Source organism: Gammaproteobacteria bacterium (assembly GCA_021647245.1).
Classification (GTDB): domain Bacteria; phylum Pseudomonadota; class Gammaproteobacteria; order RBG-16-57-12; family RBG-16-57-12; genus JAFLJP01.
In genome coordinates this window covers 24876-49171 of record JAKIVC010000019.1, presented here as the reverse complement: position 1 = coordinate 49171, position 24296 = coordinate 24876, and the positions used below count along the sequence as shown (strand labels likewise).

Genomic DNA, 24296 nt, shown 5'->3' with positions numbered 1-24296 from the left:
ACCGGTAAAAGTGTGGTTACGCAGCACCACTACTATTGACCTCCCCACCGTGCAGCCAGCTGCTGCGCACTGCGGCCAATATTACCCGCACCGAGAAGCAACAAAACATCACCTGCTTTCAGCAGTGCAGGTAACAACTCGGGTAACGCTTCTCGCTGCTCAACAAAAACAGGGGTCACCTGGCCTCTGGCGCGAATCGCTTTGCAAAGTGAGCGGCTATCCGCCCCTGCAATAGGCTCTTCACCTGCCGCAAACACCTCTAGCAATAGCAGTAGGTCTGGCTCGCTCAGTTGCAGTACAAAATCTTCAAACAGCTCTTCGGTACGGCTATATCGGTGGGGTTGAAAGGCAACCACTAAACGCCGTTCAGGCCAGCTCTCACGTATCGCATTCACCGTTGCCTCAATCTCTGTGGGGTGGTGGCCATAATCATCGATCAATAGCACCTCGCCTACCGGCATTTGCAGCTCTCCATATATTTGAAAGCGTCGTGCAATGCCCTCAAACTGGATCAGCGCCTGCTGAATGGCATCGTCATCGACGCCCAGCTGGTCCGCAACGGCAATCGCCGCCAAGGCGTTCTGAATATTGTGCCGCCCCGGCAGGTTCAATTCGATTTGTAGCCGTTTGCTCTTGTCAGGCCGCGAGACACTGAAGTGCGAGCGTCCCTGCTGGCACTGCACATCGCTGGCCCGGTAATCTGCATTTTCACTAAAACCATAAGTCACTACCGGGCGACTCACCTCATGTAACATCGCGCTGATCACCGGGTCATCTACACAGAGCACCGCCAAGCCGTAAAAAGGTAGATGGTGCAGAAACTCCAAAAAGGTTTGGCGTAACTTTTCGAAGTCACCGCCGTAGGTCGACATGTGGTCGGCCTCAATATTGGTGACAATTGCCGTCATCGGTTGCAGGTGCAAAAAAGAGGCGTCGCTCTCATCCGCCTCTGCCACCAAATAGTGGCTGCGCCCCAAGCGAGCATTGCTGCCGGCGCTATTCAAACGGCCACCAATCACAAACGTCGGATCAAGCCCCCCCTCGGCCAACAGACTGGCCACAAAACTGGTAGTGGTGGTCTTGCCGTGTGTTCCGGCAACCGCAATACCGTGGCGAAAGCGCATCAGCTCCGCTAGCATCTCGGCACGAGGAATAATCGGTACCCTCAATTCACGGGCACGGGCCACCTCAATATTTGATTCATCAATCGCACTGGAGACCACCACTACATCCGCATCATCGACTAATCCAGCATCGTGGCCGATAACAATTTGGGCACCCAGCTCGCTCAAACGCTGTGTCATCTGGCCTTGGAGTAGATCCGAACCCGACACTTTATAGCCTAAGTTTTTCAGTACTTCTGCAATGCCACCCATACCGACACCACCGATACCTACGAAGTGAATGCGCTGTACTCGCCCCATACCCTGATTATGCGCCATTATTTGCGACCTCCAGACAGCGGTTCGCTACGGTTAGCGTTGCACCCGGCTTACCCAAAGCGCGTGCCGCTTCTGCCATTTTCAGAAGTTCAGTGCGGCCATTATTGAGGTGTAGATATTGTTTGATCATCTCCGCCAGCTGCTCTGCTTTTAGCTCATTTTGTGATACCACGGTTGCTGCCGCATGCGCCACCAGGTATGCCGCATTTTTAGTTTGGTGATCATCCACAGCGTATGGATACGGCACTAAAATAGAGCCTATTCCGGCACATGCCAATTCAGAAATGGTAAGTGCTCCCGCGCGGCAAATCACCAGATCGGCCCAGCCATAAGCCGCTGCCATATCGTCGATATAGGCCTCAATACGCCCATTAACGCCCGCCTGCTGATAGCCGTCTTTGGCAGTGCTAATATTCCGTTTTCCCGTCTGGTGCCATACTTCATATTCATTTTCACCACTTAAAAGTGCTAACGCTGCTGGTAGCACATCGTTCAACGCTTTTGCCCCCAGGCTTCCGCCCAACACCAGCAGATGCAGCGGCTGTCCCTGGCGCGCTTGGAAGCGCTCAGCAGGCGCTGCAAGATTTAGAATCTCCCCTCGAATCGGGTTGCCCGTTAACTCTGATCTAGGCAGTACACCTGGAAAAGCGGCCATCACCTTGTCGGCCCAGCGAGCCAACCAGCGGTTGGTCATTCCGGGCACTGCATTCTGTTCATGCACCAACAATTTTCTGCCGGTGAGGGCGGCAACCAGGCCCGCCGGGCCGGTAACAAATCCGCCCATTCCCAGTACCGCAGAGGGGTTGCGTTGGCGTAGTATTTTCCACGCCTGCCACATTGCGCTGAGCAGCGTAAAGGGCATACTCAATTTACGCAGTAAACCCTTGCCTCTGACGCCGCTGATATTGATGTAGTCAATGGCAATATTCGCCTTGGGCACCACCTCCGCTTCGAGGCCGGCACGGGTACCTAACCAGCGCACCTCAACACCCTGCTCACGCAGCTGCTCAGCCACTGCCAGCGCCGGATAGATGTGGCCACCGGTACCACCCGCCATAATTAAAATGGAGGCCGTCTGCTTCATGCGTTCACCGCCTTGCCATATTCAGAAAGCTCGGCAAGTTTCGCTTCATGGTAGACACGCAGCAGCAGCGCTATCGCAACACAGGTCACGACAATGCTGGAGCCGCCATAACTCATCAATGGCAGCGTCAAACCCTTGGTTGGTAACACGCCCATATTCACGCCTATATTGATAAAAGCCTGCATACCCAGCCAAAGGCCAATCCCAAAGGCAAGGTAACCACCAAAAAGCTGGCCATTCAACAGTGCCAGCTTGCCAATACGAAACGCCCGCCACACCAGTAAACCGAACAGGAATATCACTAGGGCACCCCCCGCAAAGCCAAGCTCCTCTGACAAAACAGAGAATACAAAATCGGTATGCGCTTCGGGCAGGTAAAAGAGCTTCTGAACACTCTCACCCAGGCCAACACCAAGCCATTCACCGCGCCCAAATGCGATCAGCGCCTGTGTTAACTGGAAGCCATTACCAAAGGGGTCCGCCCAAGGGTCCATAAAAGAGACAATTCGGGCCATTCGGTAAGGCTCCACCACCACTAAAACGGCCAGCAGCCCCGCAACCGTCGCCAGCAGAACCACAAAACGGCTCAATGGCACACCCGCCAGAAAAAGCATGCCCATTGCGGTCGCCATGATCACCACCGTTGAACCAAAATCAGGCTCTGCAATTAGTAACGCACTCAACAGCGCAAGAATAAAAAAGGGTTTTATAAAGCCCACAATATGAGTTCGGACTTCATCAAGCCGCCGCACCAGATAGCCTGCCATAAAGATAATCACCAACAGTTTGACCAACTCGGATGCCTGGAAATTTGCCACGCCCAATGGCAACCAGCGTCGACTACCCTTTACCTCAATACCGACACCTGGAATCAACACCAAAATCAACAAAATAAAACCCATCAGCAGTAGCAGCGGACTAAAGCGCTCCCAATGCTCAAGAGATACTGCAAACAACACCGCACCACACACCAGACCGACAACAATAAAGACCGACTGTTTTTGCAGGTAGTGAAAAGGCGAATTCATCGATTCATCAGCAATACTAATTGAGGCGGATGTCATCATTACCAGGCCAATAGAGAGCAGCGTTAGCACCGTCAATACCAGTGTATTGTCAATGTTAAACATACTCTCAGGCACTTGAGCACCCATCACTAGGTTAGCCATTTGAAAGCCCCTTAACCGCATCGGAAAACTGCTCGCCACGCGCCTCAAAGCCCTCAAACATATCGAAGCTGGCACAGGCCGGCGAAAGCAATACCTGCTCACCCGGCTCCACCAACCTAGCCGCCATCTCCACCGCCTCTCGCATCGTAGTGGCGTACTGGCAGGGCACACTCTCCTGTAACAATGAGGCAATCTTCTCCCCATCTTCACCCATCAGCACCACCGCTTTTAACTTGTCGCTCACGGCTTGCAGCGGCGTGAAGTCCGCACCCTTCCCCTGACCGCCGGCAATCAGAACCAGTTTACCGTCAAAGCCGTTTATAGCCGCCAGCGTGGCGCCCACATTGGTCGCCTTGGAGTCGTTGTACCAGGCCACACCCCTGCGGTTTGCAACATACTGGCAACGGTGCGGCAGCCCTGCAAACTCATTCAGTGTGGTGACCATTGCCCCACGATCCAAGCCCAGTGCATCACCCATGGCGAGTGCGGCCAGTGCATTAGCCAAGTTAGCCCGCCCAACCATGCAGACATCAGCCACCAACATCAGCCGCTGCTGACCACAGCACAGCCACTGCTCTCCCGACCATTCACACAATCCATACTCACCCTCGCGGGGGCTATTCAAAGTGAACCAACCTGCCTTCTCACATCCGGCAGCCATGGCTGCAACTCGTGGATCATCACGATTGAGCACTTGGCTCTTCGCGCCATTAAAGATCGCCTGTTTGGCTCGGCTATAACTCGCTAGGTTGTCATATCGATCCATATGATCTTCTGATATGTTCAACACCGTTGCGACCGCCGCATTAACTTCTGTGGCCGTTTCAAGCTGAAAGCTGGAGAGCTCCAACACATACAGGTCGGGCACCGGCTGTGCCAACAACGCTAAAGCGGGTATACCAATATTCCCACCCACCAACACCCGCTTTCCGCTGCGGGCGGCCATCGCTGTCAACAACAGGGTGACTGTGCTCTTACCGTTTGAGCCAGTAATCGCGGCGATCGGGGCTTGGGCTAAGGAGGCAAACAGCGCAATATCTCCACTCACCTCAACCCCACGAGCCAGCGCCTTCTGGATTAAGGGTTCCTGCAGTGAGACCCCTGGGCTGATAATCAGACGCTCTGCCGCATCAAAAGCCGCTTCATCAAAACCACCCACAAATACCGGCACATCGGGCAAGGTCTCATGCAAAACATCTAAGCCGGGTGGTGAAATCCGGCTATCCGTCACCGCTACCGACTCACCTTGTTGAGACAAAAATTGCGCGCATGAGAGACCGCTTTTACCTAACCCGACAATCAGGGTTGGTAACGGCTGCGGTACTCTCTCTGCTGTTGATTTCACTTGCATACTCCGCTATCGAATCTTCAATGAAGCCAAACCGATCAAAACAAGAATGATGGTTATAATCCAGAAACGCACAATGACTCTCGGCTCAGGCCACCCTTTTAACTCAAAATGGTGATGTAGCGGTGCCATACGAAATACTCGTCGCCCGGTGGTCTTATAACTGACCACCTGAATAATCACCGAAAGCGTCTCCATAACAAACACTCCGCCCATAATGAAGAGCACCACCTCTTGGCGTAATACCACCGCCACTACACCCAGCGCCGCACCCAGCGCCAGTGCGCCGACATCACCCATAAAAACCATCGCAGGGTAGGTGTTGAACCACAAAAAACCTAACCCGGCACCGACGATGGCGGCACAGAAAATAGCCACTTCACCCGCACCGGGCAGGTGGGCAATCGAAAGATAATTGGCAAACCCAGCATGACCGGTCACATAAGCAAACAGCGCCAATGCACCCGCCACCATGACGGTTGGCAGAATCGCCAGACCATCCAGGCCATCTGTCAAATTGACGGCATTGCTCGAACCCACGATCACGAAATAGCTCAACACGATAAACATCGCGCCCAGGTTGATCACAACATCCTTAAAAAATGGCATATAGAATGCCGTCTCCGCAGGAATCACCGCAGTAAAGTAGAGTGCTGAGGCACTCACCAAGGCAGCAACAGACTGCCAAAAATATTTGTAGCGGGCACTCAGCCCTTTAGGGTCTTTCTTAACCAGTTTTTTCCAGTCATCAACCCAGCCAATGGCACCAAATGCCAGAGTTGTCAGCAAGACCACCCAGACATAGCGATTATTCAAGTCGGCCCACAACAACGTACTGATGGCAATCGAAACCAAAATCAACGCACCACCCATGGTAGGCGTTCCCTCTTTCACAAGGTGTGTCTCGGGGCCATCACCACGAATCGGTTGGCCCATCTGGTATTCGTTCAGTTTGCGAATCATTTTTGGACCAACCACGAGGCTGATCACCAGCGCAGTAAGCACCCCCAAAATGACACGCAGTGTCAGGTATTGAAACAGATTAAAACCACTATGAAACTGAGTTAAATAATCAGCTAACCAGAGCAACATCAGGCATCCCCTCCGCCCAGCAGGGCCTCAACAACGCGCTCCATCGCCATTGAACGGGATCCTTTCACCAATAAAGTATTTCCTGGCATTTGCTCTTTTTTCAGTGCCGCAATCAATTTATTCTGCTCAAGAAAGTGATACGCTTCGCCCTCGAAAGCCTCGACCGCACACTGTGACTGTTTGCCCAGTGCATACAGCACATCGATTCCGGCACGAGCGGCCTGCTCACCCACTTTGCAATGATCTTTCTCAGCCGACTCACCCAGCTCGGCCATATCAGCCATCACCAATATACGTTTTCCTGAGCACCTCTTAAGTACCTCAATCGCCGCGCTGTATGAGTTGAGATTAGCGTTGTAGCTGTCATCAATTACAGAGGCACCACTTGCTGTGTTGTAGCCTTTAAGCCGCCCTTTAACCGGGCTCACCGCCTCAATACCTGCGCTGATCTTTTTGATATCGATGCCCAACGCAAATGCAGCCGCGGTGGCGGCCAGTGCATTACGGACATTATGCTCACCCCGTAGTGCCAGCTGGCAGGAAAAAGCTCCCTTTGGTGTTTCAACCTCCAGTTGGCTGCCCTGAATATCTGCGCGCCAGGTTGCTTGAATATCTGCGCTGTTATGGAGTGCAAAGCTCACGATCTGTTTGCCCTCGCAGAGGCCAGTCCAATAGTCTGCATATTGATCATCTCGATTAATAATTGCGCGGCCACTGCGGGTAAGGCCGCCGTATATCTCACCCTTGGCAATGGCGACACCCTGCTCACTACCAAAGCCTTCAAGGTGAGCACGGCCGGCATTGTTAACCACAGCCACATCTGGCCTAGCCAGTTGCGTCAAATAGGCGATCTCTCCCCTATGATTAGCACCCATTTCAACCACCGCAAATTGATGTTCTCGCTGTAGGCTAAGCAGCGTTAGTGGCACGCCGTAATCATTATTCAAATTGCCCTTGGTTGCTAAGACCGGCCCCGCCTGAGCAAGAATTGCGGCGAGTATCTCTTTCACGGTCGTCTTGCCATTACTACCCGTAATACCGACAACGGTTAAAGCCAGCTCTTCGCGCCAGTGACGGGCGAGATCCCCCAGTGCCAGGCGGCAGTCGCTCACCACCAATTGCGGTAAATTTGTTGTTTGAATAGACTCCACCATCACACAGCGGGCACCCTGTTGCTCGGCCTGCGCTATAAAATGGTGCCCATCAAACTGCTCACCACGGATCGCCACATATAGCGAACCCTCAACCAAGGTGCGGGTGTCAATACTGACCGCATCAAATGCGACATCCTCACCACGGCACTCGCCTTGGGTGAAGGTTGCCGCTTGCTGCAGCGTCATCATCACGCCTGCTCCCGCCGTGCAGCCAGCTGCTCTATCACCTGCTGGCTATCACTAAACGCCACCGTTTCGCCCGCCACGATCTGGTAATCTTCATGCCCTTTTCCTGCAATCAAAATCACGTCATCTACTGAGGCGTTGGCAATGGCATAGTCAATTGCCTCTGCCCGGTCAGCAATCACTTTAACCCGCTCTTGCTGTGTAACTCCCCCCAAAATATCGACAATAATCCGTGCCGCATCTTCATCACGCGGGTTATCATTTGTGAGAATAACCTTGTCAGCGTGGCACTCTGCAATGGCTCCCATCAGTGATCGTTTGCCACTATCCCGCTCACCACCACAACCAAACAGACACCACAGCTTTCCATCACAGTGCTCACGGAGTGCTTCCAGCGCCTGTTCCAAAGCATCTGGTGTGTGGGCATAATCCACCACCACCAGCGGCAGACCCGACTGCGTAAAGCACTCCATGCGACCGGGTACCGCAACACACTTGGCCAAGCGCGCTGCAATCAGGTTACGCGGCAGTCCAAGCCATAACAAAACTCCGTAAATCGCCAATAAATTGGCCGCGTTAAAACGCCCCAATAGTGACGATTTAATCGTGACGCTGCCACTCGGGTCGCGCACCGACATCTGCAATCCACTTCGCGTTAGCTTTAACTCAGAAGCTGAAATCAACGGATTCTCAGGCAGTCCACTGGTTAATTCCAAACTGTAGGCGCTCAAGCCGATATACCCTGTCAGATCGCGCAGCAGCGCACGCCCGAATGCATCATCGGTATTGATGACGGCGTATTTCAATCCAGGCATCACAAACAGTCGCTGCTTTGCTCTGCCATAACGCTGCATATCACCGTGATAATCGAGGTGATCACGACTCAAATTGGTAAAGAGCGCAATATCAAAAACAACACCCTCAACCCGCCCCTGGTCCAGGCCATGGGATGAGACCTCCATCACCACATGTGTTGCACCCGCACCATGCAGATCAGCCAATATTCTATGTACTTCAATGGCGTTGGGTGTGGTATATCCACCGTGAACCAGCTGCCCATATAAACCATAGCCAAGGGTGCCTATCACCCCGCAAGGGCTCTGGTTACTCAACACCTGGGCCAATAACTGGGTACAGGTGGTTTTACCATTAGTACCCGTCACACCGACCATGGTCATGGCGCGTGACGGGTGGCCGTAAAAACTGGAGGCGATCCACCCTAGCTGGTGGCTCAAATCATCAATGATGATCACTGGCACTGCGTAGGTTGACAGATCACCCAGAGTATCCGTCTGCTCACACAGTACCGCCACCGCACCGGCGGCAATCGCCTCGGGAATAAAGTCAGCTCCGTGGTGACGAATACCTGACAACGCAACAAAAAGAGTACCGGCGGATACCTCTTTGCTGTTTGAGGTAATCCCAAAAACTTCGCAGTCCTGCTGTTGAGGCAGATCAACAATGCCATTCAAAATCAGACTCAAACGGGGCAGTTTTTTCGTTTTTGACTTCATAAAATCAGTGCACCCCCTGTGCTGCCTGATGTCGATTTTCAACCGATATATTATCGGGCGCTATATTCAGCAAGCGCAGCGCACCCGCCATCACGGCACTAAAAACCGGTGCCGCCACCGCGCCGCCGTAATACTCATCACCCTGCGGCTCATCAACCACGACCACCATCACCAGTCGTGGATCACTTGCGGGAGCCAAACCGGCGTAGAGCGCTAAATAGCGATCTTCCATATAACCCGTTGCGCCCACTTTTCTCACTGTGCCGGTTTTAGCCGCAACCCGATAACCGGCAATGGCCCCTTTTTGGCCGGTACCACCCGCCTCTACAACACGCTCCATCATGGTGCGAACTTGGCGCGCCACATCCGCAGAAAAAGCAGCCTGGCGCGCTTGGCCCGGTAGACTCTCATGGTGTACAAAGCGAGCGGGAACCAGCTTGCCATCATTGGCTAATGCAGTGTAAGACTGTGCAATTTGCAATGGTGATGCAGAGAGGCCATAGCCATAAGAGAGCGTCACTCGCCGCGCCTCATTCCAATCAATATAGTGAGGCAACCGACCCGCGCGCTCACCCGGAAAACCTGTACCGGGCAGCTCACCAAAACCCACATCTGACAGCACCTGCCACAGCGCCTCTGGCTCAGTTGCCTGTGCCAGCTTGGCCGCCCCCACGTTGCTAGACTTTTGAATCAGCGTGGTCAGATCGAGCACACCATAATTACGAAAGTCCTTCACCGTGTGGCTCCCCACCCGCAGATAACCGGGCCGGGTGTCAATCATGATATCGCTGCTCACTGCGCCTGACTCAAGAGCGGCGGCCACGGTGAAAGGTTTTAATATTGATCCAGGCTCCACCAAATCAGTCACCGCCCGGTTGCGATAGAGGTTACTGCGCAATTCGGCACGATTATTCGGGTTAAATGCGGGCTGATTCACCAGTGCCAACACCTCACCCGTTTTAACATCCATCAACACCGCAGAACCCGCCAAAGCATCATGGTGCTGGATAGCCCTCTTCAACTCGCGATAGGCGAGATACTGCAAACGCTTATCAATGGTCAAGGTCAAATTTTCACCCGCTACCGGCGAGCGAATACTTTTCACATCCTCAACAATCCGCCCACGCAGGTCGCGAATAATCTGTTTTTCGCCATACTCTCCGCGCAACCACTCATCGTAGACCAGTTCCATTCCCTCTTGCCCTTGGTCATCGACATTGGTAAAACCAACCAGATGCGCAGAAACTTCGCCCGTAGGGTAGTAACGTTTATATTCACGCTGAAGATGCACGCCGCTGATATTCAATGCCATAACACGCCTACCAAGGTCAGGATCAATCTGTCGGCGAAGATAGACAAAACCACGCCCCATACGCCCCTTTAAGGCCTTCTCCACATCCACCTTTAACAGCTGGCCCAGCGCCCGCCATTCAGCGCGATTCTGGCTCAGTTTCTGAGGGTTAAGCCATACAGAGTCAACGGGCGTACTGATGGCCAGCGGCTCACCGTTACGGTCAAGAATCATCCCGCGTGTTGCACCAATTTCGATATTTCTCAGGTACCGGGCATCACCCTCACCCTGTAGAAAATCACCCTCAACCACATGCAGGTAAGCCCCGCGAATAAGCAGCAAGACCATCACAGAACCCAGCAATAACAGGGCAAATCCTTGCCTAAGGGGATAGTTATCTTGATGCACCTGGTCTGTCACGGCCTTACTATTACAACCTCGTTTTCACCGGGAAGCGCCATATCTAAGCGCTTCGCCGCTGTACTTTCAATACGCCACGGTGTTGCCAGCGTGCCCTGTTCAAGCTGCAACCGTCCCCATTCAATCTCCAATTTGTCCTGCTCTTTGCGCTGCTGCTCCAGCTCAACAAATAGCTTGCGACTCTGGTGCTGGGTATAGACCACACCAATGGCACTCGACAACACAGCCAATAGCAGCAAAAAAACCACGATACGTATCGCCATTACTGTTTCTCTGCACACCGCATAATGGCACTGCGCGAGCGCACATTTTCCGCAATCTCTTGTTTACTCGCCCTTACCGCCTTACCGATCGCTCGTAGGGGTGGCTTACGCATTTCATCCTCCCGCACTGGCAGCCCACGCGGATAAACATCCGCTGCCGAATGGGTTCGAATAAACTGTTTGACGATGCGATCTTCTAAGGAGTGAAAGCTGATCACACTCAAACGACCACCCACTGCCAGCACTTCGAATATATCTTCTAGGCAATCTTTCAGGTCATCCAGCTCACGATTAATATGGATACGAATCCCCTGAAAGCTCCGTGTTGCCGCATCAATGCGGTGCTCACGGGTCGGGCTGGCAGCACGAATAATATTCGCCAGCTGCTCAGTGGTTTCAATAGGCGCTGCATCCCGTGCCGCAATAATCGCTCCGGCAATTTTCCAGGCAAAACGCTCCTCTCCATACTCGCGAATAACATCCGCCAGCGGCTGGCGCTCCACATCAGCAATCCACTCCGCTGCACTCAACCCCGTCGAAGCCATGCGCATATCCAGAGGGCCATCCATACGAAAGCTAAAACCACGACCTGCATCATCAATCTGTGGTGACGAAACACCCAAGTCGAGAAAAATACCCTTTACACGACCCGCCACTCCGCTCTCAGCCGCCCACTCGCCCATGGAGGCAAAGCTGCCCTTGACCATGGTAAATCGTGAATCACTACCAAAACGCGCCTCAGCCGCCGCAACCGCCTGATCATCCTTATCAAATCCAATTAAGCGCCCGTCACTTCCCAGCGCCTTCAGAATTTCAGCCGAATGCCCACCACGACCAAAAGTACCATCGATATAGATTCCGTCCGGCTGAATATTAAGTGATTCAACCGCCTCATGAAGCAAAACAGGATAGTGAGTGTGCTCAGCCATTAGAGTGACAGACCGCCCCAGCTTGCCAAGTTAATACTCTCATCATCATCCTCTTCCAGATAGGATGAGCAGAGCGCATTCCAGCGTCCCTCATCCCATATTTCGAACTTATTACCCTGCCCAATCATCACAATTTTCTTCTCAATGGCAGCAAACTCCCGCAACGGCGACGGCAGCAAAATACGGCCACTGCCATCCATTTCACAATCCGTTGCATGGCCCATAATCAAACGCTGCAAGCGGCGCGCTTTTGGATCGAAAGTAGGTAGTTCAAGCAGCTTGCGCTCAACACGCTCCCACTCGGGTAGCGGATACAGCAGCAAGTGGCGCTCACGATCCACCGTGACCACCAACTGCCTTTCACAAGACTCCTGGAGCTGTTCCCGATAACGGGAGGGCATTGCCATGCGCCCCTTAGCATCCAGATTAATTGTGTTAACGCCTCGTAACAAAACACCCCCAAAAAACCACTTTACACCACTTTTACCCACTTCCTGACACTATAGAGCCCACAAGGAGCCCGAGTCAAGATAAAGTCCGGTGTTTTTTCTTATAAGACAACAACATAGGAGTAGTTTTCAGAAGGGTGTAACACATAAAATTACAGCTAGAAATCAGCCTGATAACCGCGTAACTTAAAGTAGAACATTAAGGAAGTAGCGGCCAAAATAGCGATAAAAAGAAATAAGTGGAGAAAAATAGGCACCTCTGCCATTTTTCTATCAACTCATTGGAAGCCTAAAGGCATTTGATAAGCAGGGTAGATGCTCACGGCACCGTAACACCATAAAAATCATCATAAACATCCGCAGCATCCGCCCTCCCCTCAGCACCCCGAAGCAACAGCCCCGCACTCATCCCTGCGGCAGTTGCCGCATCCAGCTCAGCTTGAAGATCAGAAAGAAACAGTATCTCCGCCGCTGGCAGACCGATCTCCTCGCTAATCATCCGGTATGAAGCGGGGTCACCTTTACTGCCCACCTGGGTATCAAAATAGCCACTGAAGAGCGGCCTCATGTCACCAAATTCAGTATGGGCGAAGAGTAGCTGCTGCGCCTTTACAGAGCCTGACGAGTAGACATAGAGGAGAACTCCCCACTCTGCCCACTGTTTAAGCTTCTCATAAGCATCCGGGTAAACGTGCCCCTGATAATCGCCATTCTCATAACCTTGTTGCCAGAGCATCCCCTGCAACGCTTTTAGCGGGGTGATTTTTTTATCGTCATCCATCCACTCAGCCAGTTGATGGATGGCTTCATCAAGGGAAAGCGTGTGCCCAACTTCAACGGAAACTGCCGCCAATTGCTCAGCAACCGCAGGTTCATCTGCATGCTGTCGAATAAACGGTGCGAGCTTTTTTCGTGCATAGGGAAATAAGGTTTCATGCACAAAACTGATTGAGGTGGTTGTACCCTCTATGTCTGTTACAACCGCCTTAATCACAAGTATTGCGCCTTAAATCGCTCAAAACTCGGGAAGCTCACCGCAATCGGGTTATCAGTATACTCTGCAACCCACCCCTCCTGGCTGGTAAATAGCCGGATACACTTAAAGTCTGGCGACTCGCCCATATCAAACCAGTGTGGCACGCCTCTCGGCACGCTGATCAGGTCACCCGCCTCACACATCAAACCAAGCACCTCTCCTTTGATGTGAAGATAGAACAGCCCACACCCCTCAACAAAAAAGCGCACTTCGTAGTCGCTGTGAGTATGCTCGCCCAAAAACTTATTACGCAAAATAGTTTTTTCCGGGTGGTCCGGCCCCAGGCTAATCACATCAACCGACTGGAAATTGTAGCGTTTCATTAGGCGGTTCACCTCGCTGCGATAAGCGGCGATAACCTGCTCTTGGCTGGCACCCTGTGCCAATGAGTGGTCTGTTCGCCACTGCTCAAACAACACACCGCGCTGTGCCAGATCAGCACTAATTTGCAATGGATCATCAATCACCTGTGGCGATAAAACACCTTGCTCTGGGGCTATAGTCAATACACTCATCACGCTCTCCAAAATCAACTTCGCTATTGTAACGCTGGAAAAAGTGTAACCGCAAAACAAAAAACAATCGCCAAACGTGCGCATAAAAAACTTGACACCAAACAATAATATTCTAAGATAGTAATCAATTACTATCTTTTAGCGAAAACTCGATGAAAACCACAAAAAAGAACCTGAGTGCTGACCAACGCCGCACTGTTACAGTTAAAGCCGTCATCGACTTGGCGGCAGAGAGTAATCCCAGCAAAATCACGACCGCAGCGATTGCAAAACATATGAATGTAACTCAAGGCGCTCTATTTCGTCACTTCCCTAGCAAAGAGGCGATCTGGCAGGCGGTGATGGCGTGGGTTGCTGACCACCTGCTGGCACGGGTGGATAAAGCCGCCGCAAGCGCCCCAACACCGCTCGCAGCTTTAGAGGCGATGTTCATTGCACATATCGAATTTGTCTCCAGCCACCCCGGTGTTCCTCGCATGTTATTTGGTGAGTTACAACATACTCACGACAGTGCACCCAAGCAGATGGTGCGCACTCTGCTAAAAAAGTATGCCCAACGCCTAGCGGATTGGATCGAAAAGGGGAAAGCAGCGGGTGAAATTGACCCTTCTGTGGACTCTACAGCCGCTTGCCAGCTCTTCATTGGAGCGATTCAGGGCTTAGTCATGCAGTCACTTATTACCGGGGAGAGCGATACCATGCGCGACAAAGCCATCCGTGTTTTTACAATCTTTCGTCAAGGCATTGAGGCCAAATCATGAAAAAACCACTGATAAATATCCGCACCGCCGCCTTGATATTGGTGCTGTTGCCGCTACTGCTGGCTTTTGGCTACGTGGTGACCAACTCAGGCCCACTGGCCCCCATACCGGTTACGGTGCAGACGGTTGAGGAGCAATCCATTACCCCAGCCCTATTTGGCATCGGCACGGTTGAAGCCCGCTACCGCTACCGTATTGGCCCGGTCATGACCGGACGGCTGTTATCACTCAACCGCGATGTGGGTGAGCGCGTTGTGGCAGGGGAAGTGTTGGGCGAAATGGATCCCATCGATATGGATGATAAAATTGCCACCAACCATGCCGCCGTTAGACGTGCAAACGCCTCGATCACAGCTGCCGAAGCACGCGTCAATGACCTGGCTGCTCGTACCCAATACTCCGAAGCGCAAGCAAAACGCTACAAGCAACTGGCCATTGAGCGTAATGTCAGTGCTGAAGTGGCAGAAGCAAAAGAGCAAGAGTATCAAGTGGCCCAAGCTGGGTTAGAGGTTTCTCTGGCGACGCTGAATGCGGCACAGCAAGAGCTGGAGATGTTGCGCTCAGAGCACCAGGGCCTGCTAAGGCAGCGCCGCAACCTACTACTGATCGCACCCGTGGACGGCATCATTACCAGCCGCCATATCGAACCTGGCAGCACCGCCATGGCAGGCCAATCGGTGCTGGAGATAATTGACCCCGCAAGCCTCTGGATTAACGTGCGCTTTAACCAACTGCAATCCAATGGACTGGCAAAAGAGTTACCTGCCATCATTGTATTGCGCTCACGGGCAAACCAACCAGCCACAGGAGAAGTCGCTCGTATCGAGCTGTTAGCAGACGCTGTTACGGAAGAGACGCTGGCAAAAGTGGTTTTTAAACAGCTACCAGAGCCTATCCCCCCTATTGGAGAGCTGGCCGAGGTGACCGTTTCACTGCCTCAACTGGATGCCACGCCCGTTGTGCCCAACGCCAGCATAAAGCGCCTTAAGGGGCAAACGGGCGTATGGCGGATTGAGGGTGATGACTTGCAATTTACGCCCGTTGAAACCGGCACTTCTGACCTAGAGGGAAGGGTGCAGATCACGCAGGGGCTTAAAGCCGGTGACCAGGTGGTGGTTTACAGTAAACAGGAGTTAACCAGCCGCAGCCGCATCACCATAGTAGACCACCTGGTCGGTAACGGATCATGATCAGCCTGGCTGCCCGCGATGTACTCCACAGCTGGGGGAAATTTGTCTTCACCGGCGTGGGATTGGGACTACTGATTGGTGTCACCCTAACCATGGCGGGTGTCTACCGTGGCATGGTGGATGATGCCAAGGTACTGCTGAATAATAGTGGTGCCGATATGTGGGTAGTTCAAAAAGATACCCTGGGCCCCTATGCCGAACCCTCTAGCCTGCATGACGACATCTATCGCAGCATCCTCGCCATGCCGGGTGTCGCCCGTGCCGCCAACGTCACCTACCTCACCATGCAGGTACGGCAAGGTGAGCGTGATGTCAGGGCAATGGTGGTCGGCATCATACCGGATGGCCCTGGTGAACCCGGTCACCTGTTAGCCGGGCGACAGATCACCCGCAGCCACTACGAAGCGGTAGTGGATATCGCCACCGGCTTTGAGTTAGGCGAGACCATTCGCATTCGCCGCCATAACTACACCGTGGTCGGCTTGACCCGGCGCATGGTCTCCTCTGGAGGTGACCCCATGGTATTCATCCCGCTCAGGGATGCACAGGAAGCACAGTTCCTGAAAGATAATGATGCGATCATTAATGAGCGTAACCGTACCGCAGCCAACCCGGCTTTTAGCCGCCCGGAAGTGCTGGATGCCATCCTCAGCTCACAAAGCAGCAACCCATTTGTCAATGCGATACTGGTGCAGGTAAAGCCTGGGTTCTCCGCAGAAAAAGTGGCCGAACCGATACAGCGCTGGCAACGACTGCAAGTCTATACACGCGCCCAAATGGAAGAGATTCTGGTTGCCAAGCTGATTGCCACCTCATCCAAACAGATCGGTATGTTTCTGGTGATCCTGGCCATCGTTAGTGCCGCCATTGTCGCCTTCATCATCTACACCCTGACCATGGGTAAGATCCGCGAGATTGCCGTACTCAAACTAATCGGCACCCGCAACCGCACTATTGCTGGCATGATTATGCAGCAAGCTGTGGGGTTGGGATTGATCGGCTTTGTCGTCGGCAAGGTCTCCGCCACCCTCTGGGCACCGATGTTCCCTAAATATGTACTACTCGAGCCGGGGGATGCGCTGCGGGGATTTATCGCTATTGTCATTATCTGCATTCTGGCCAGCCTGTTGGCCATCCGCGCCGCCCTCAAGGTTGATCCGGCCGAAGCGATTGGAGGCTAATATGGAAGAGAGTAAAGGTATTTTAATTGAAGGGATGCGCAAACGCTACGGCGAGGGCGATACGGCCGTTGATGCCCTCAAAGAGGTCAACATGCGCGTCACCCCCGGTGAAGTGGTTGGACTGATTGGCCCCTCAGGCTCCGGCAAGAGCACCCTGCTCAAATGCCTAGGGGCTGTCATAGAGCCAACGGCAGGCCGAATGACCCTGGGAGACAAAGTGATCTATGATAACGGCTGGCAGATAAAAGACCTCCGCGCCCTGCGCCGTGACAATATTGGCTTTGTCTTTCAGGCACCCTACCTAATCCCCTTCCTGGATGTCACGGATAACGTGGCACTACTGCCCATGCTGGCGGGGCACTCCAATGCCGAATCGCGCAAACGGGCAGTGGCGTTACTCGACGCACTGGACGTTGCCCACCGCGCCAAAGCGATGCCCTCACAACTCTCAGGTGGAGAGCAACAACGTGTCGCCATTGCCCGCGCACTGGTCAACCAACCCCCCGTTATTCTCGCCGATGAACCCACCGCACCCCTGGATAGCGTGCGAGCCCTCTCGGTTATTCGCATCCTCAACCAGATGGCCCAGCAATATCAAACCGCCATTATAGTGGTCACCCACGATGAAAAGATCATCCCGACCTTCAAGCGGATCTATCACATCAGAGATGGCGGTACCCATGAGGAGGCGGGAGAGGGACAGGATTTGAGTTAAGGCTCAAACACCATTCAAATAAAAACAGGCCATACCGTCCAACCGCTCTTTCACCTTCTGCCAATTCGGCATAACTTGCTTTACAAGGCGATAGAAATCTTCTGAATGATTGTGTTCTGCTATATGACAAAGTTCGTGGAGTAAAACGTAATCAATACACTCCCTTGGTGCTTTTACTAGATGGGGGTTTAATGTTAGTTGGCCTTTGGGTGAACAACTGCCCCATTGAGTTTGCATTGATAGGAGCTTTATTGGTGGCTTCTCTTTTACCCAGAGGGTTTGAGAGATAACGTCATCTAGTCGCCTATCAAAGACTTCTCTCGCTCGCGCTTTATACCAGCAGAACAGGAGTAATTTAATTTTCTCTGGATCGGTTGATTTTATTTTTACTTCTAAAACACCGCGCAGCAGCTTAACCTCTGGAGTGTGCTTAGGGTCTTGTTTTATTTTGAGAAGATGACGGCGACCTAGGTAGAAATGACTTTCACCGCTCACATAGTGACGTGGGAGACTATGTTCAGCCTGCGCTTTAAAATATTTAATTTGACGATAGACCCAACGCGCACGCTTTTTAACGGCATCAATCACTTCGTCGTATGAGGCCATGGGTGGAGCGAGTGCGACGACTCGGCAATCGGGGTGGACTTTTATGAGGACTTTTGGGGCATCGCTTGATCTTGGTTCAATGACAAAGTTAATTGAAATGTCACCGTATTGAATTGAACCCTCTTGTCTAATGGCTAGATTTGTCATGACTTGTTTAGCCCTTCACGCACAACCTGAACTACTCTTTCGATCATGGCTTTTGCCTGATCCATACCTGCTCCAACTTTCTTACACTCTCCGAATATCATCGGTAGGAGGTTTTTACGGATTTCAGCTTCGATGTTTTGAGGATTGATTGAATGCTCTGCTATCGCATTCGTGATGATCTCATCTATTTTAAATGACAACGCCACCCACCTCTCTGAAACATCATCCTCTATTGATGGAAGATTCTCGCCAACATGCATTTTGAGTACGCCGTAATAGGCTTGTGCGTGTTTGTTATCGGCAAAACTATCGGGTAAATCATCGACTTCACGCTTCTCGACTTTTTCCTCGAATTCTCTGAAAAGCATATACTGCTTTAACGGGTGATCGAACTCAGCTTCGGCCTCTTCTATTACCTGTTTCAGGAGTTTTGAAAACACCTCTTGGGCATAGGGATCATCACGCAAACTTTGCTCTATCATGCGGGTGACACGGGTTTTTATAATGTCTGTTTCATTTCTGGTTTTATCTTCTGACCACTCTTTGGGGTCTGTTTTTCCCATCTTGCCGACTTCATAAACACCTGTGGACTCTTTCACTTCAACACCGACCACATGCTTATCCATCAGCTTTTTGACCTGATCAGCATATTCGTCATAATCAACTGTCTCACCTGCGTCGGCTCTGGCCATCTGGCGTAATGACGTTAATTGCTTAACGGTTTCTTTGTAGTGTTTTCTATCTTTTTCGCTGAAACTTTTATCTTCATAGAAACTAGCCGACTGCAAAGCCACTTTTAAGCAGTTTGCGAATTCGCTTAGACAATTATAGAAGTCTTCGCGAATTTTCAGGTTTGTATCAACCATTTCAACCCCACCCCAACCCTCCCCTTGACTGGGGAGGGGGTATTCCTGCATCTTGGGAATAATGACTTGGCGGAGCTGTTCTATATCACCCTTGTTCTTTACCTCTTTGAATATTGCCCATAGGTTTTTATAGAACATCGGCAGCTTTTTATATTCGGTGCTCATTTGATGATAGAGACCTGCTAGGTCATCTATATCAAAACCGCCCTGAGTACGTTTAGCTAAACCCTGATATTTTGCTATCGTCGTATCTAGTTCAGCCAATATGCCGCGATAATCTATAAGCAACCCAAACTTCTTCTTCTCATGCAGGCGGTTAACACGGGCGATTGCTTGAATAAGCGTGTGGTCTTTTAAGGGTTTGTCTATATATAGAACGGTGTTTCTAGGCTCATCAAAGCCAGTCAGCAGCTTATCGACAACAATCAAAATTTTCAGATCGTCGTCTTCCTCGAAGCGCTTTACAATATTTTTGGTATAAGCCTTTTCGTCTTCAGAACCGATATTCTCTTTCCACCACTTGGCGACTTCAGGAACCGTGGACTCATCAACATCCGTATTGCCTTCTCGTGTATCGGGTGCTGACATCACAATGGCCGTTTCAAACAAGCCTAGTTCATCCATGAACTGCTTGTATTTAACGGCGGATAGTTTGCTATCGCAGGCAAGCTGGCCTTTTAGCCCATCATCAATATTTTTTACAAAGTGATTGGCAATGTCATAGGCAATCAAGCGGATACGGTCTTCTGACGGGTAAACATGGCCTTTTTTAGCAAATTTATTTTTGAGGTCTGATTTCTGTTCTTCTGTTAAACCTTCAGTAATACGATCAAACCAACGATCAATGGCTCGTTCATTCACATCAAGGTCAGGAATGCGCTCTTCATAAAGCAGTGGCGTGACTGCTTTATCTTCAACCGCCATTTGCATCGTGTAGGCATGAACGATAGAGCCAAACTTACTGACTGTTTTCTCATTCTTTAGCAATGGTGTTCCGGTGAAAGCGATAAATGAGGCGTTAGGCAGCGCCTGACGCATGCGGATATAATTTTCACCGCCTTGGGAACGGTGACCTTCATCGACCAGCACGATAATATCAGCGCTTGGGTTATGGCATTCTGGCATTTTTGCGGCAATGGCAAATTTGTTAATGATGGAAAATATTATTCTCTCATTACCTTTTGATATCTGCTCAGCAAGTCGTTTACCTGATGTGGCAATAGCGGCTTCTTTATCTTTTCTACTGGCAAGTTCACCGCCGCTGCTGAATGTTTTGCTAAGCTGGCCTTCCAAATCAACGCGGTCAGTGACTACCACAATTCTGCATTGCTTTAAGGTTTCATGGAGGATAAGGGCTTTGGATAGAAAAACCATAGTGAATGATTTACCTGAACCCGTGGTATGCCAGATAACACCGCCTTCTCTTGCGCCTGTCTTGTCTTTTGTATTGATGCGTTCAATCAGTCTTTTAATTCCGAAGACCTGCTGATAACGAGCGGCCACTTTCCCGACCTTCTTATCAAATAGAACATAGAACCGGGTCATCTCAATAAGGCGCGAGGGTGACAGCAGGCTAACAATAAGCCTGTCCTGATCGGTTACGGCAAGCTCACCACCTGCAATAAGGTTTTCATACCATTCACGGTCATGCTGAGGCCGACGAGAAAATAGACTGGCTTTGGCCTCTTCACTCAAGGTTTTATTCTTTGCTGTGTAGAACTCGCCTTCGTTGATGTCTTCTTCTCGCCAAGGTGCCCAAAATTTTGAGGGTGTGCCCTGTGTTGCATAACGTCCATCAACCCCGTTAATCGAAAATAGAAGCTGGGAATAGGCAAATAGATGGGGGATTTCGTCATTACGCTGATTACGGATATTTTGAGAAACACCCTCCTCTATCGTTGGCGATTTTTTAGCATGTCCATCGGGGCGCTTTGCTTCAATAACAGCAAAGGGAAGGCCATTAACAAAACAAACAATATCTGGCCTACGACTTTCCACACCATTGGTTTTTTGTACCGTAAATTCTTCGGTATATAAAAAGCTGTTGTTATCAACATTATTCCAATCAACGATCTGGATGGTTGGATTAATCTTTTTACCGTCTATAAACTCTCTAACTGATATCCCGTATAGAAGATGGTTATATATTTTTTCATTGGCTACATTTAAGCCTTCGTTTAAGGCCGGTGAACATAATTCAGCAATGACATTATCAATGGCATTTTCTGAGAATGACCGTTCTTTGCCTGCGAAAGTAAAACGGCGTTTGCGAAGTTGGTCTCTCAGCACATCACGTAAAACCACTTCACTGGTTTCGACGCGCAGGGATGCGCTAGTATCGTGGGAGGTAGGATACCGGGAACGATGACTGCCTCGTGCGGCCAAAACCTGTTCGGGTGATAGGAATGTCCAGCCGAGATTATGGAGAAGCGTTAATGCGGGTATCTTTGCGCTGTATTCTTCCTGGAATTTAGGTAGCAATGTCATGGTTTAGCACCGCCCACCAGCTGCAATGTTTTTTCCAGCGCCTCAAGCTCCGCCTTTGCTGTCAAGCGTAAAAAATCACCGTACTCATTTTTAGTATGTGCCTTATCCAGTGCCTCGTAATAGTCCAGGCGATTAGTGGCTTTAATAATGATGGGCAACAGACCGGAGCGCATTAAATCAAGGTTCATCAATAAACGAGCCGTGCGACCATTACCATCAACAAAAGGGTGAATTTTTACAAACTCGGTATGCAAACGTGCGGCACGCTCTAACGGATGCCCTGAAAATTCACGGTATGAGGTGAGTAATGCTGACATCTGTTCAGCTAGCAAAAAATGCTCGGGGGGGATATGTTCCGCACCCGAGATTAAAACATTCTCCTGCCGATAAACACCGGCGTTTGACGCATCGATATTTTTCAATATCAACTGATGTATTGACTTGATCACATGCTCGCTAAAAGGCTCATCACTTGCAACAACGGCCTCCACATAATCAATAGCCTCTTTGTGATTAATTGCCTCAAAATGCTCGCGCATCGGCTTGCCGCCAATGGTAATACCTTCCAACACCACTTTGGTCTCTTTCAGTGTTAGCGTATTGCCTTCGATGGCATTGGAATTATAAGTCCACTCCAGCACTAGCTGCTCATGTAAACTTTTCACCGTGTGTTTTGGCAGTGGGCGCAGGTGATTTAATTTGGCCAGCAGCTTGTCAACTTCAGTCAATTTATCCATCATGATTTGCCTCAGTAAAAATTGCCATTAACGACATTAATACACCCTCTTTATTTTGCATGATTTCACGATTGGTAAAACGAACAACACGGAAGCCTTTTGTTTTGAGAAAATCAGTACGGACGGCATCATAGGCGATTGCTTCGGGGTCATAGTGACTGTCGCCATCAATTTCGACAATGAGTGCATGTTCTGCACTGTAAAAATCGACAATGTAATGACCAATGCCCTGTTGACGGCGGAATTTTGTGCCGAGTTGTTTGCCTCTCACCCAGGACCAGAAGTGTTTTTCAGGTTCGGTTGGGGTTTTACGTAGTTGGCGGCGGGTGCTTTTTTGTTGGGGTCGGTTGTGTAGTTGAGGTTTCAACCCCCTCCCAGCCTCCCCCTTGCCAGGGGGAGGAGCAGAGCGGTGGCACGGCGTAACTTGAGTATTAACAACCAACTCCGCCGGGGGTTTATCTCCCTCCCCTGACAAGGGAGATAACTCTGTTTTTCTTGTAGCTCCCTCCCCTGACAAGGGGAGGGTTGGGGAGGGGTTTTTCTTCATAGCACCACCCTACGCTTGCCCGTGAGCAGTTGTTGCATGAGTGCCTTTTTTTCTTGTTTTAGGTGGTTGAGTTTTTGTTGCAGGGTTTCGATTTCTTTGTCGGCAGTGGAGAGGATTGAGGCTATTTTTTGTTGTTCTTCTTTTTGAGGGACATCAATATGCAGTGTTTTAATATCGTTACTGTTAACAGCTTCAAATGTACTCCCCTGTGAGAGCCTTGCCCATTTTGGCTCAAAGTGTAATAGCCATTGATATAGATAATTTTGCGATGTATCTTCTTTGGCTCTTATTGCTGCTATGCCTCGTCCTATACACGCATGATGCTTTGAACGAGAAACCTCCCCAACGGGTGCTCTTACACTAAGCAAAATATCACCCACAAAACATTCTTTTGTTATCTGAGACGTATAAACTCTTGGGACAGACATTCTATTTTTTATATCTGCATTCCCCTGTAATAAGGGCAGACCTTTTTTAAGCTTATTATAGCTCTCTGATTTAGGTGATGACCCCATCACAATATCAGCTATCTTAGAAAGAGATTTTTTATCCCACTCCCCACCAAACCCCGCCAGCCGTTTTTTCCCAGTAAGCAGTTGCTGCATGAGGGATTTTTTTTGTTGCTGGCTGTTGTTCAGTAGCTTTTCCGTTACCTCAATCGCCTTATCCCATGTTGATAGAATTTTGGCGATTTTATTTTGTTCTGAGAGGGGAGGGACATTTACAGGAAATGCTTTTATACTATTACTGTCCAACCTTCCGGTGCCATGCCCAGCCGTACTTACTAATTGTTTAATTAAATTTTTATTTCCGGCCAAAAGAAATGAAAGGTATAAATCACTCATCCCTTTATTTGGAATTAAAGCCTTAATATCTTGATTGAAAGAAACACGCTTAGCTGCATATCCAACGGGAAAATCTTTAAGTAATGTCATCCCTCTAACTAGAATTAAAGTAGCCCCCTTGGGTGCCTGTTTAGAGTTTTTAAGCCCTTCATCTGTTAATTTATCAATACTTGAATATAGATAATGCTGTTTAAGGTCTTTGCCTGATATCCAAGGATGATCTCCTCCCCAATAATATGGATTCTTCTTACTAGGAGTGCCTCCTGAAAAAAACCTTGCTATGTCGCCGACCTGTGTCGCCCTCCATCCATCAGGAACCATA

22 protein-coding genes are annotated in these 24296 nt (G+C 50.5%); 4 read left to right on the top strand and 18 right to left on the bottom strand.

The annotated features are described in order from the left end of the window. Positions 1 to 32 precede the first annotated feature (32 nt). The 13 genes from murC to L3J94_06980 form a co-directional block, all read right to left on the bottom strand. Positions 33 to 1442 carry a UDP-N-acetylmuramate--L-alanine ligase gene (murC, locus tag L3J94_07040; protein ID MCF6218498.1) on the bottom strand — a complete coding sequence of 470 codons (1410 nt, stop codon included), beginning with the start codon at positions 1440 to 1442 and terminating at the stop codon, positions 33 to 35. Then, entirely contained in the window at positions 1432 to 2526 is a 1095-nt protein-coding gene (gene murG / locus L3J94_07035) for an undecaprenyldiphospho-muramoylpentapeptide beta-N-acetylglucosaminyltransferase (GenBank protein MCF6218497.1), read from the bottom strand. Before murG ends, murC begins: the two co-directional genes overlap by 11 nt. Further along, positions 2523 to 3695 carry a putative lipid II flippase FtsW gene (ftsW, locus tag L3J94_07030; GenBank protein MCF6218496.1) on the bottom strand — a complete coding sequence of 391 codons (1173 nt, stop codon included), beginning with the start codon at positions 3693 to 3695 and terminating at the stop codon, positions 2523 to 2525. The genes murG and ftsW overlap by 4 nt, the downstream gene beginning before the upstream one ends. Then, positions 3688 to 5046, bottom strand: a complete 1359-nt coding sequence (murD, locus tag L3J94_07025) for a UDP-N-acetylmuramoyl-L-alanine--D-glutamate ligase (GenBank protein MCF6218495.1) — start codon at positions 5044 to 5046, stop codon at positions 3688 to 3690. The genes ftsW and murD overlap by 8 nt, the downstream gene beginning before the upstream one ends. A gap of 6 nt (positions 5047 to 5052) precedes the next feature. Continuing rightward, positions 5053 to 6135, bottom strand: coding sequence for a phospho-N-acetylmuramoyl-pentapeptide-transferase (gene mraY / locus L3J94_07020; GenBank protein MCF6218494.1), 1083 nt, complete (start codon positions 6133 to 6135; stop codon positions 5053 to 5055). Continuing rightward, a complete protein-coding gene (locus L3J94_07015) occupies positions 6135 to 7478 on the bottom strand; it encodes a UDP-N-acetylmuramoyl-tripeptide--D-alanyl-D-alanine ligase (protein MCF6218493.1) in 1344 nt (447 codons plus the stop codon). Before L3J94_07015 ends, mraY begins: the two co-directional genes overlap by 1 nt. Continuing rightward, a complete protein-coding gene (locus tag L3J94_07010; GenBank protein ID MCF6218492.1) occupies positions 7478 to 8989 on the bottom strand; it encodes a UDP-N-acetylmuramoyl-L-alanyl-D-glutamate--2,6-diaminopimelate ligase in 1512 nt (503 codons plus the stop codon). Before L3J94_07010 ends, L3J94_07015 begins: the two co-directional genes overlap by 1 nt. Before the next feature lie 4 nt (positions 8990 to 8993). Continuing rightward, entirely contained in the window at positions 8994 to 10700 is a 1707-nt protein-coding gene (locus L3J94_07005; protein MCF6218491.1) for a penicillin-binding protein 2, read from the bottom strand. After that, entirely contained in the window at positions 10697 to 10963 is a 267-nt protein-coding gene (ftsL, locus tag L3J94_07000; GenBank protein MCF6218490.1) for a cell division protein FtsL, read from the bottom strand. Before ftsL ends, L3J94_07005 begins: the two co-directional genes overlap by 4 nt. Further along, positions 10963 to 11892: a 16S rRNA (cytosine(1402)-N(4))-methyltransferase RsmH gene (gene rsmH, locus L3J94_06995; GenBank protein ID MCF6218489.1), complete on the bottom strand. Its 930-nt coding sequence runs from the start codon at positions 11890 to 11892 to the stop codon at positions 10963 to 10965. Before rsmH ends, ftsL begins: the two co-directional genes overlap by 1 nt. Continuing rightward, entirely contained in the window at positions 11892 to 12344 is a 453-nt protein-coding gene (gene mraZ, locus L3J94_06990) for a division/cell wall cluster transcriptional repressor MraZ (protein MCF6218488.1), read from the bottom strand. The genes rsmH and mraZ overlap by 1 nt, the downstream gene beginning before the upstream one ends. A gap of 316 nt (positions 12345 to 12660) precedes the next feature. Further along, positions 12661 to 13335 carry an acireductone synthase gene (gene mtnC / locus L3J94_06985; protein ID MCF6218487.1) on the bottom strand — a complete coding sequence of 225 codons (675 nt, stop codon included), beginning with the start codon at positions 13333 to 13335 and terminating at the stop codon, positions 12661 to 12663. Then, the gene (locus L3J94_06980) at positions 13332 to 13892 is read right to left on the bottom strand and encodes a cupin (GenBank protein ID MCF6218486.1); all 561 of its coding nucleotides are present in this window, start codon (positions 13890 to 13892) and stop codon (positions 13332 to 13334) included. The genes mtnC and L3J94_06980 overlap by 4 nt, the downstream gene beginning before the upstream one ends. A gap of 152 nt (positions 13893 to 14044) precedes the next feature. On the opposite strand from L3J94_06980, the gene L3J94_06975 reads away from it, so the two are divergent. Genes L3J94_06975 through L3J94_06960 form a run of 4 tightly spaced genes read left to right on the top strand, consistent with a single transcriptional unit; the run spans position 14045 to position 17739 of the window. Then, complete coding sequence (locus L3J94_06975; protein MCF6218485.1) at positions 14045 to 14653, top strand: TetR/AcrR family transcriptional regulator; 609 nt, start codon at positions 14045 to 14047, stop codon at positions 14651 to 14653. Next, positions 14650 to 15843, top strand: coding sequence for an efflux RND transporter periplasmic adaptor subunit (locus L3J94_06970; protein MCF6218484.1), 1194 nt, complete (start codon positions 14650 to 14652; stop codon positions 15841 to 15843). Before L3J94_06975 ends, L3J94_06970 begins: the two co-directional genes overlap by 4 nt. Continuing rightward, entirely contained in the window at positions 15840 to 17024 is a 1185-nt protein-coding gene (locus L3J94_06965) for an ABC transporter permease (protein MCF6218483.1), read from the top strand. The genes L3J94_06970 and L3J94_06965 overlap by 4 nt, the downstream gene beginning before the upstream one ends. 1 nt (position 17025) lies before the next feature. Then, positions 17026 to 17739, top strand: coding sequence for an ABC transporter ATP-binding protein (locus tag L3J94_06960; GenBank protein ID MCF6218482.1), 714 nt, complete (start codon positions 17026 to 17028; stop codon positions 17737 to 17739). Positions 17740 to 17742: 3 nt separating this feature from the next. Here L3J94_06960 and L3J94_06955 read toward each other — a convergent pair whose 3' ends face one another. From L3J94_06955 to L3J94_06935, 5 genes are all read right to left on the bottom strand, one after another. Further along, the gene (locus L3J94_06955; GenBank protein ID MCF6218481.1) at positions 17743 to 18492 is read right to left on the bottom strand and encodes a M48 family metallopeptidase; all 750 of its coding nucleotides are present in this window, start codon (positions 18490 to 18492) and stop codon (positions 17743 to 17745) included. After that, positions 18489 to 21845, bottom strand: a complete 3357-nt coding sequence (locus L3J94_06950) for an HsdR family type I site-specific deoxyribonuclease (protein ID MCF6218480.1) — start codon at positions 21843 to 21845, stop codon at positions 18489 to 18491. Before L3J94_06950 ends, L3J94_06955 begins: the two co-directional genes overlap by 4 nt. Next, entirely contained in the window at positions 21842 to 22585 is a 744-nt protein-coding gene (locus L3J94_06945) for a Fic family protein (GenBank protein MCF6218479.1), read from the bottom strand. Before L3J94_06945 ends, L3J94_06950 begins: the two co-directional genes overlap by 4 nt. Continuing rightward, a complete protein-coding gene (locus L3J94_06940) occupies positions 22575 to 22949 on the bottom strand; it encodes an endonuclease domain-containing protein (GenBank protein MCF6218478.1) in 375 nt (124 codons plus the stop codon). The genes L3J94_06945 and L3J94_06940 overlap by 11 nt, the downstream gene beginning before the upstream one ends. A 176-nt stretch (positions 22950 to 23125) precedes the next feature. Further along, on the bottom strand, positions 23126 to 24295 hold the full coding sequence (locus L3J94_06935; GenBank protein MCF6218477.1) for a restriction endonuclease subunit S: 1170 nt from the start codon (positions 24293 to 24295) through the stop codon (positions 23126 to 23128). Between the last annotated feature and the right edge of the window lies 1 nt (position 24296).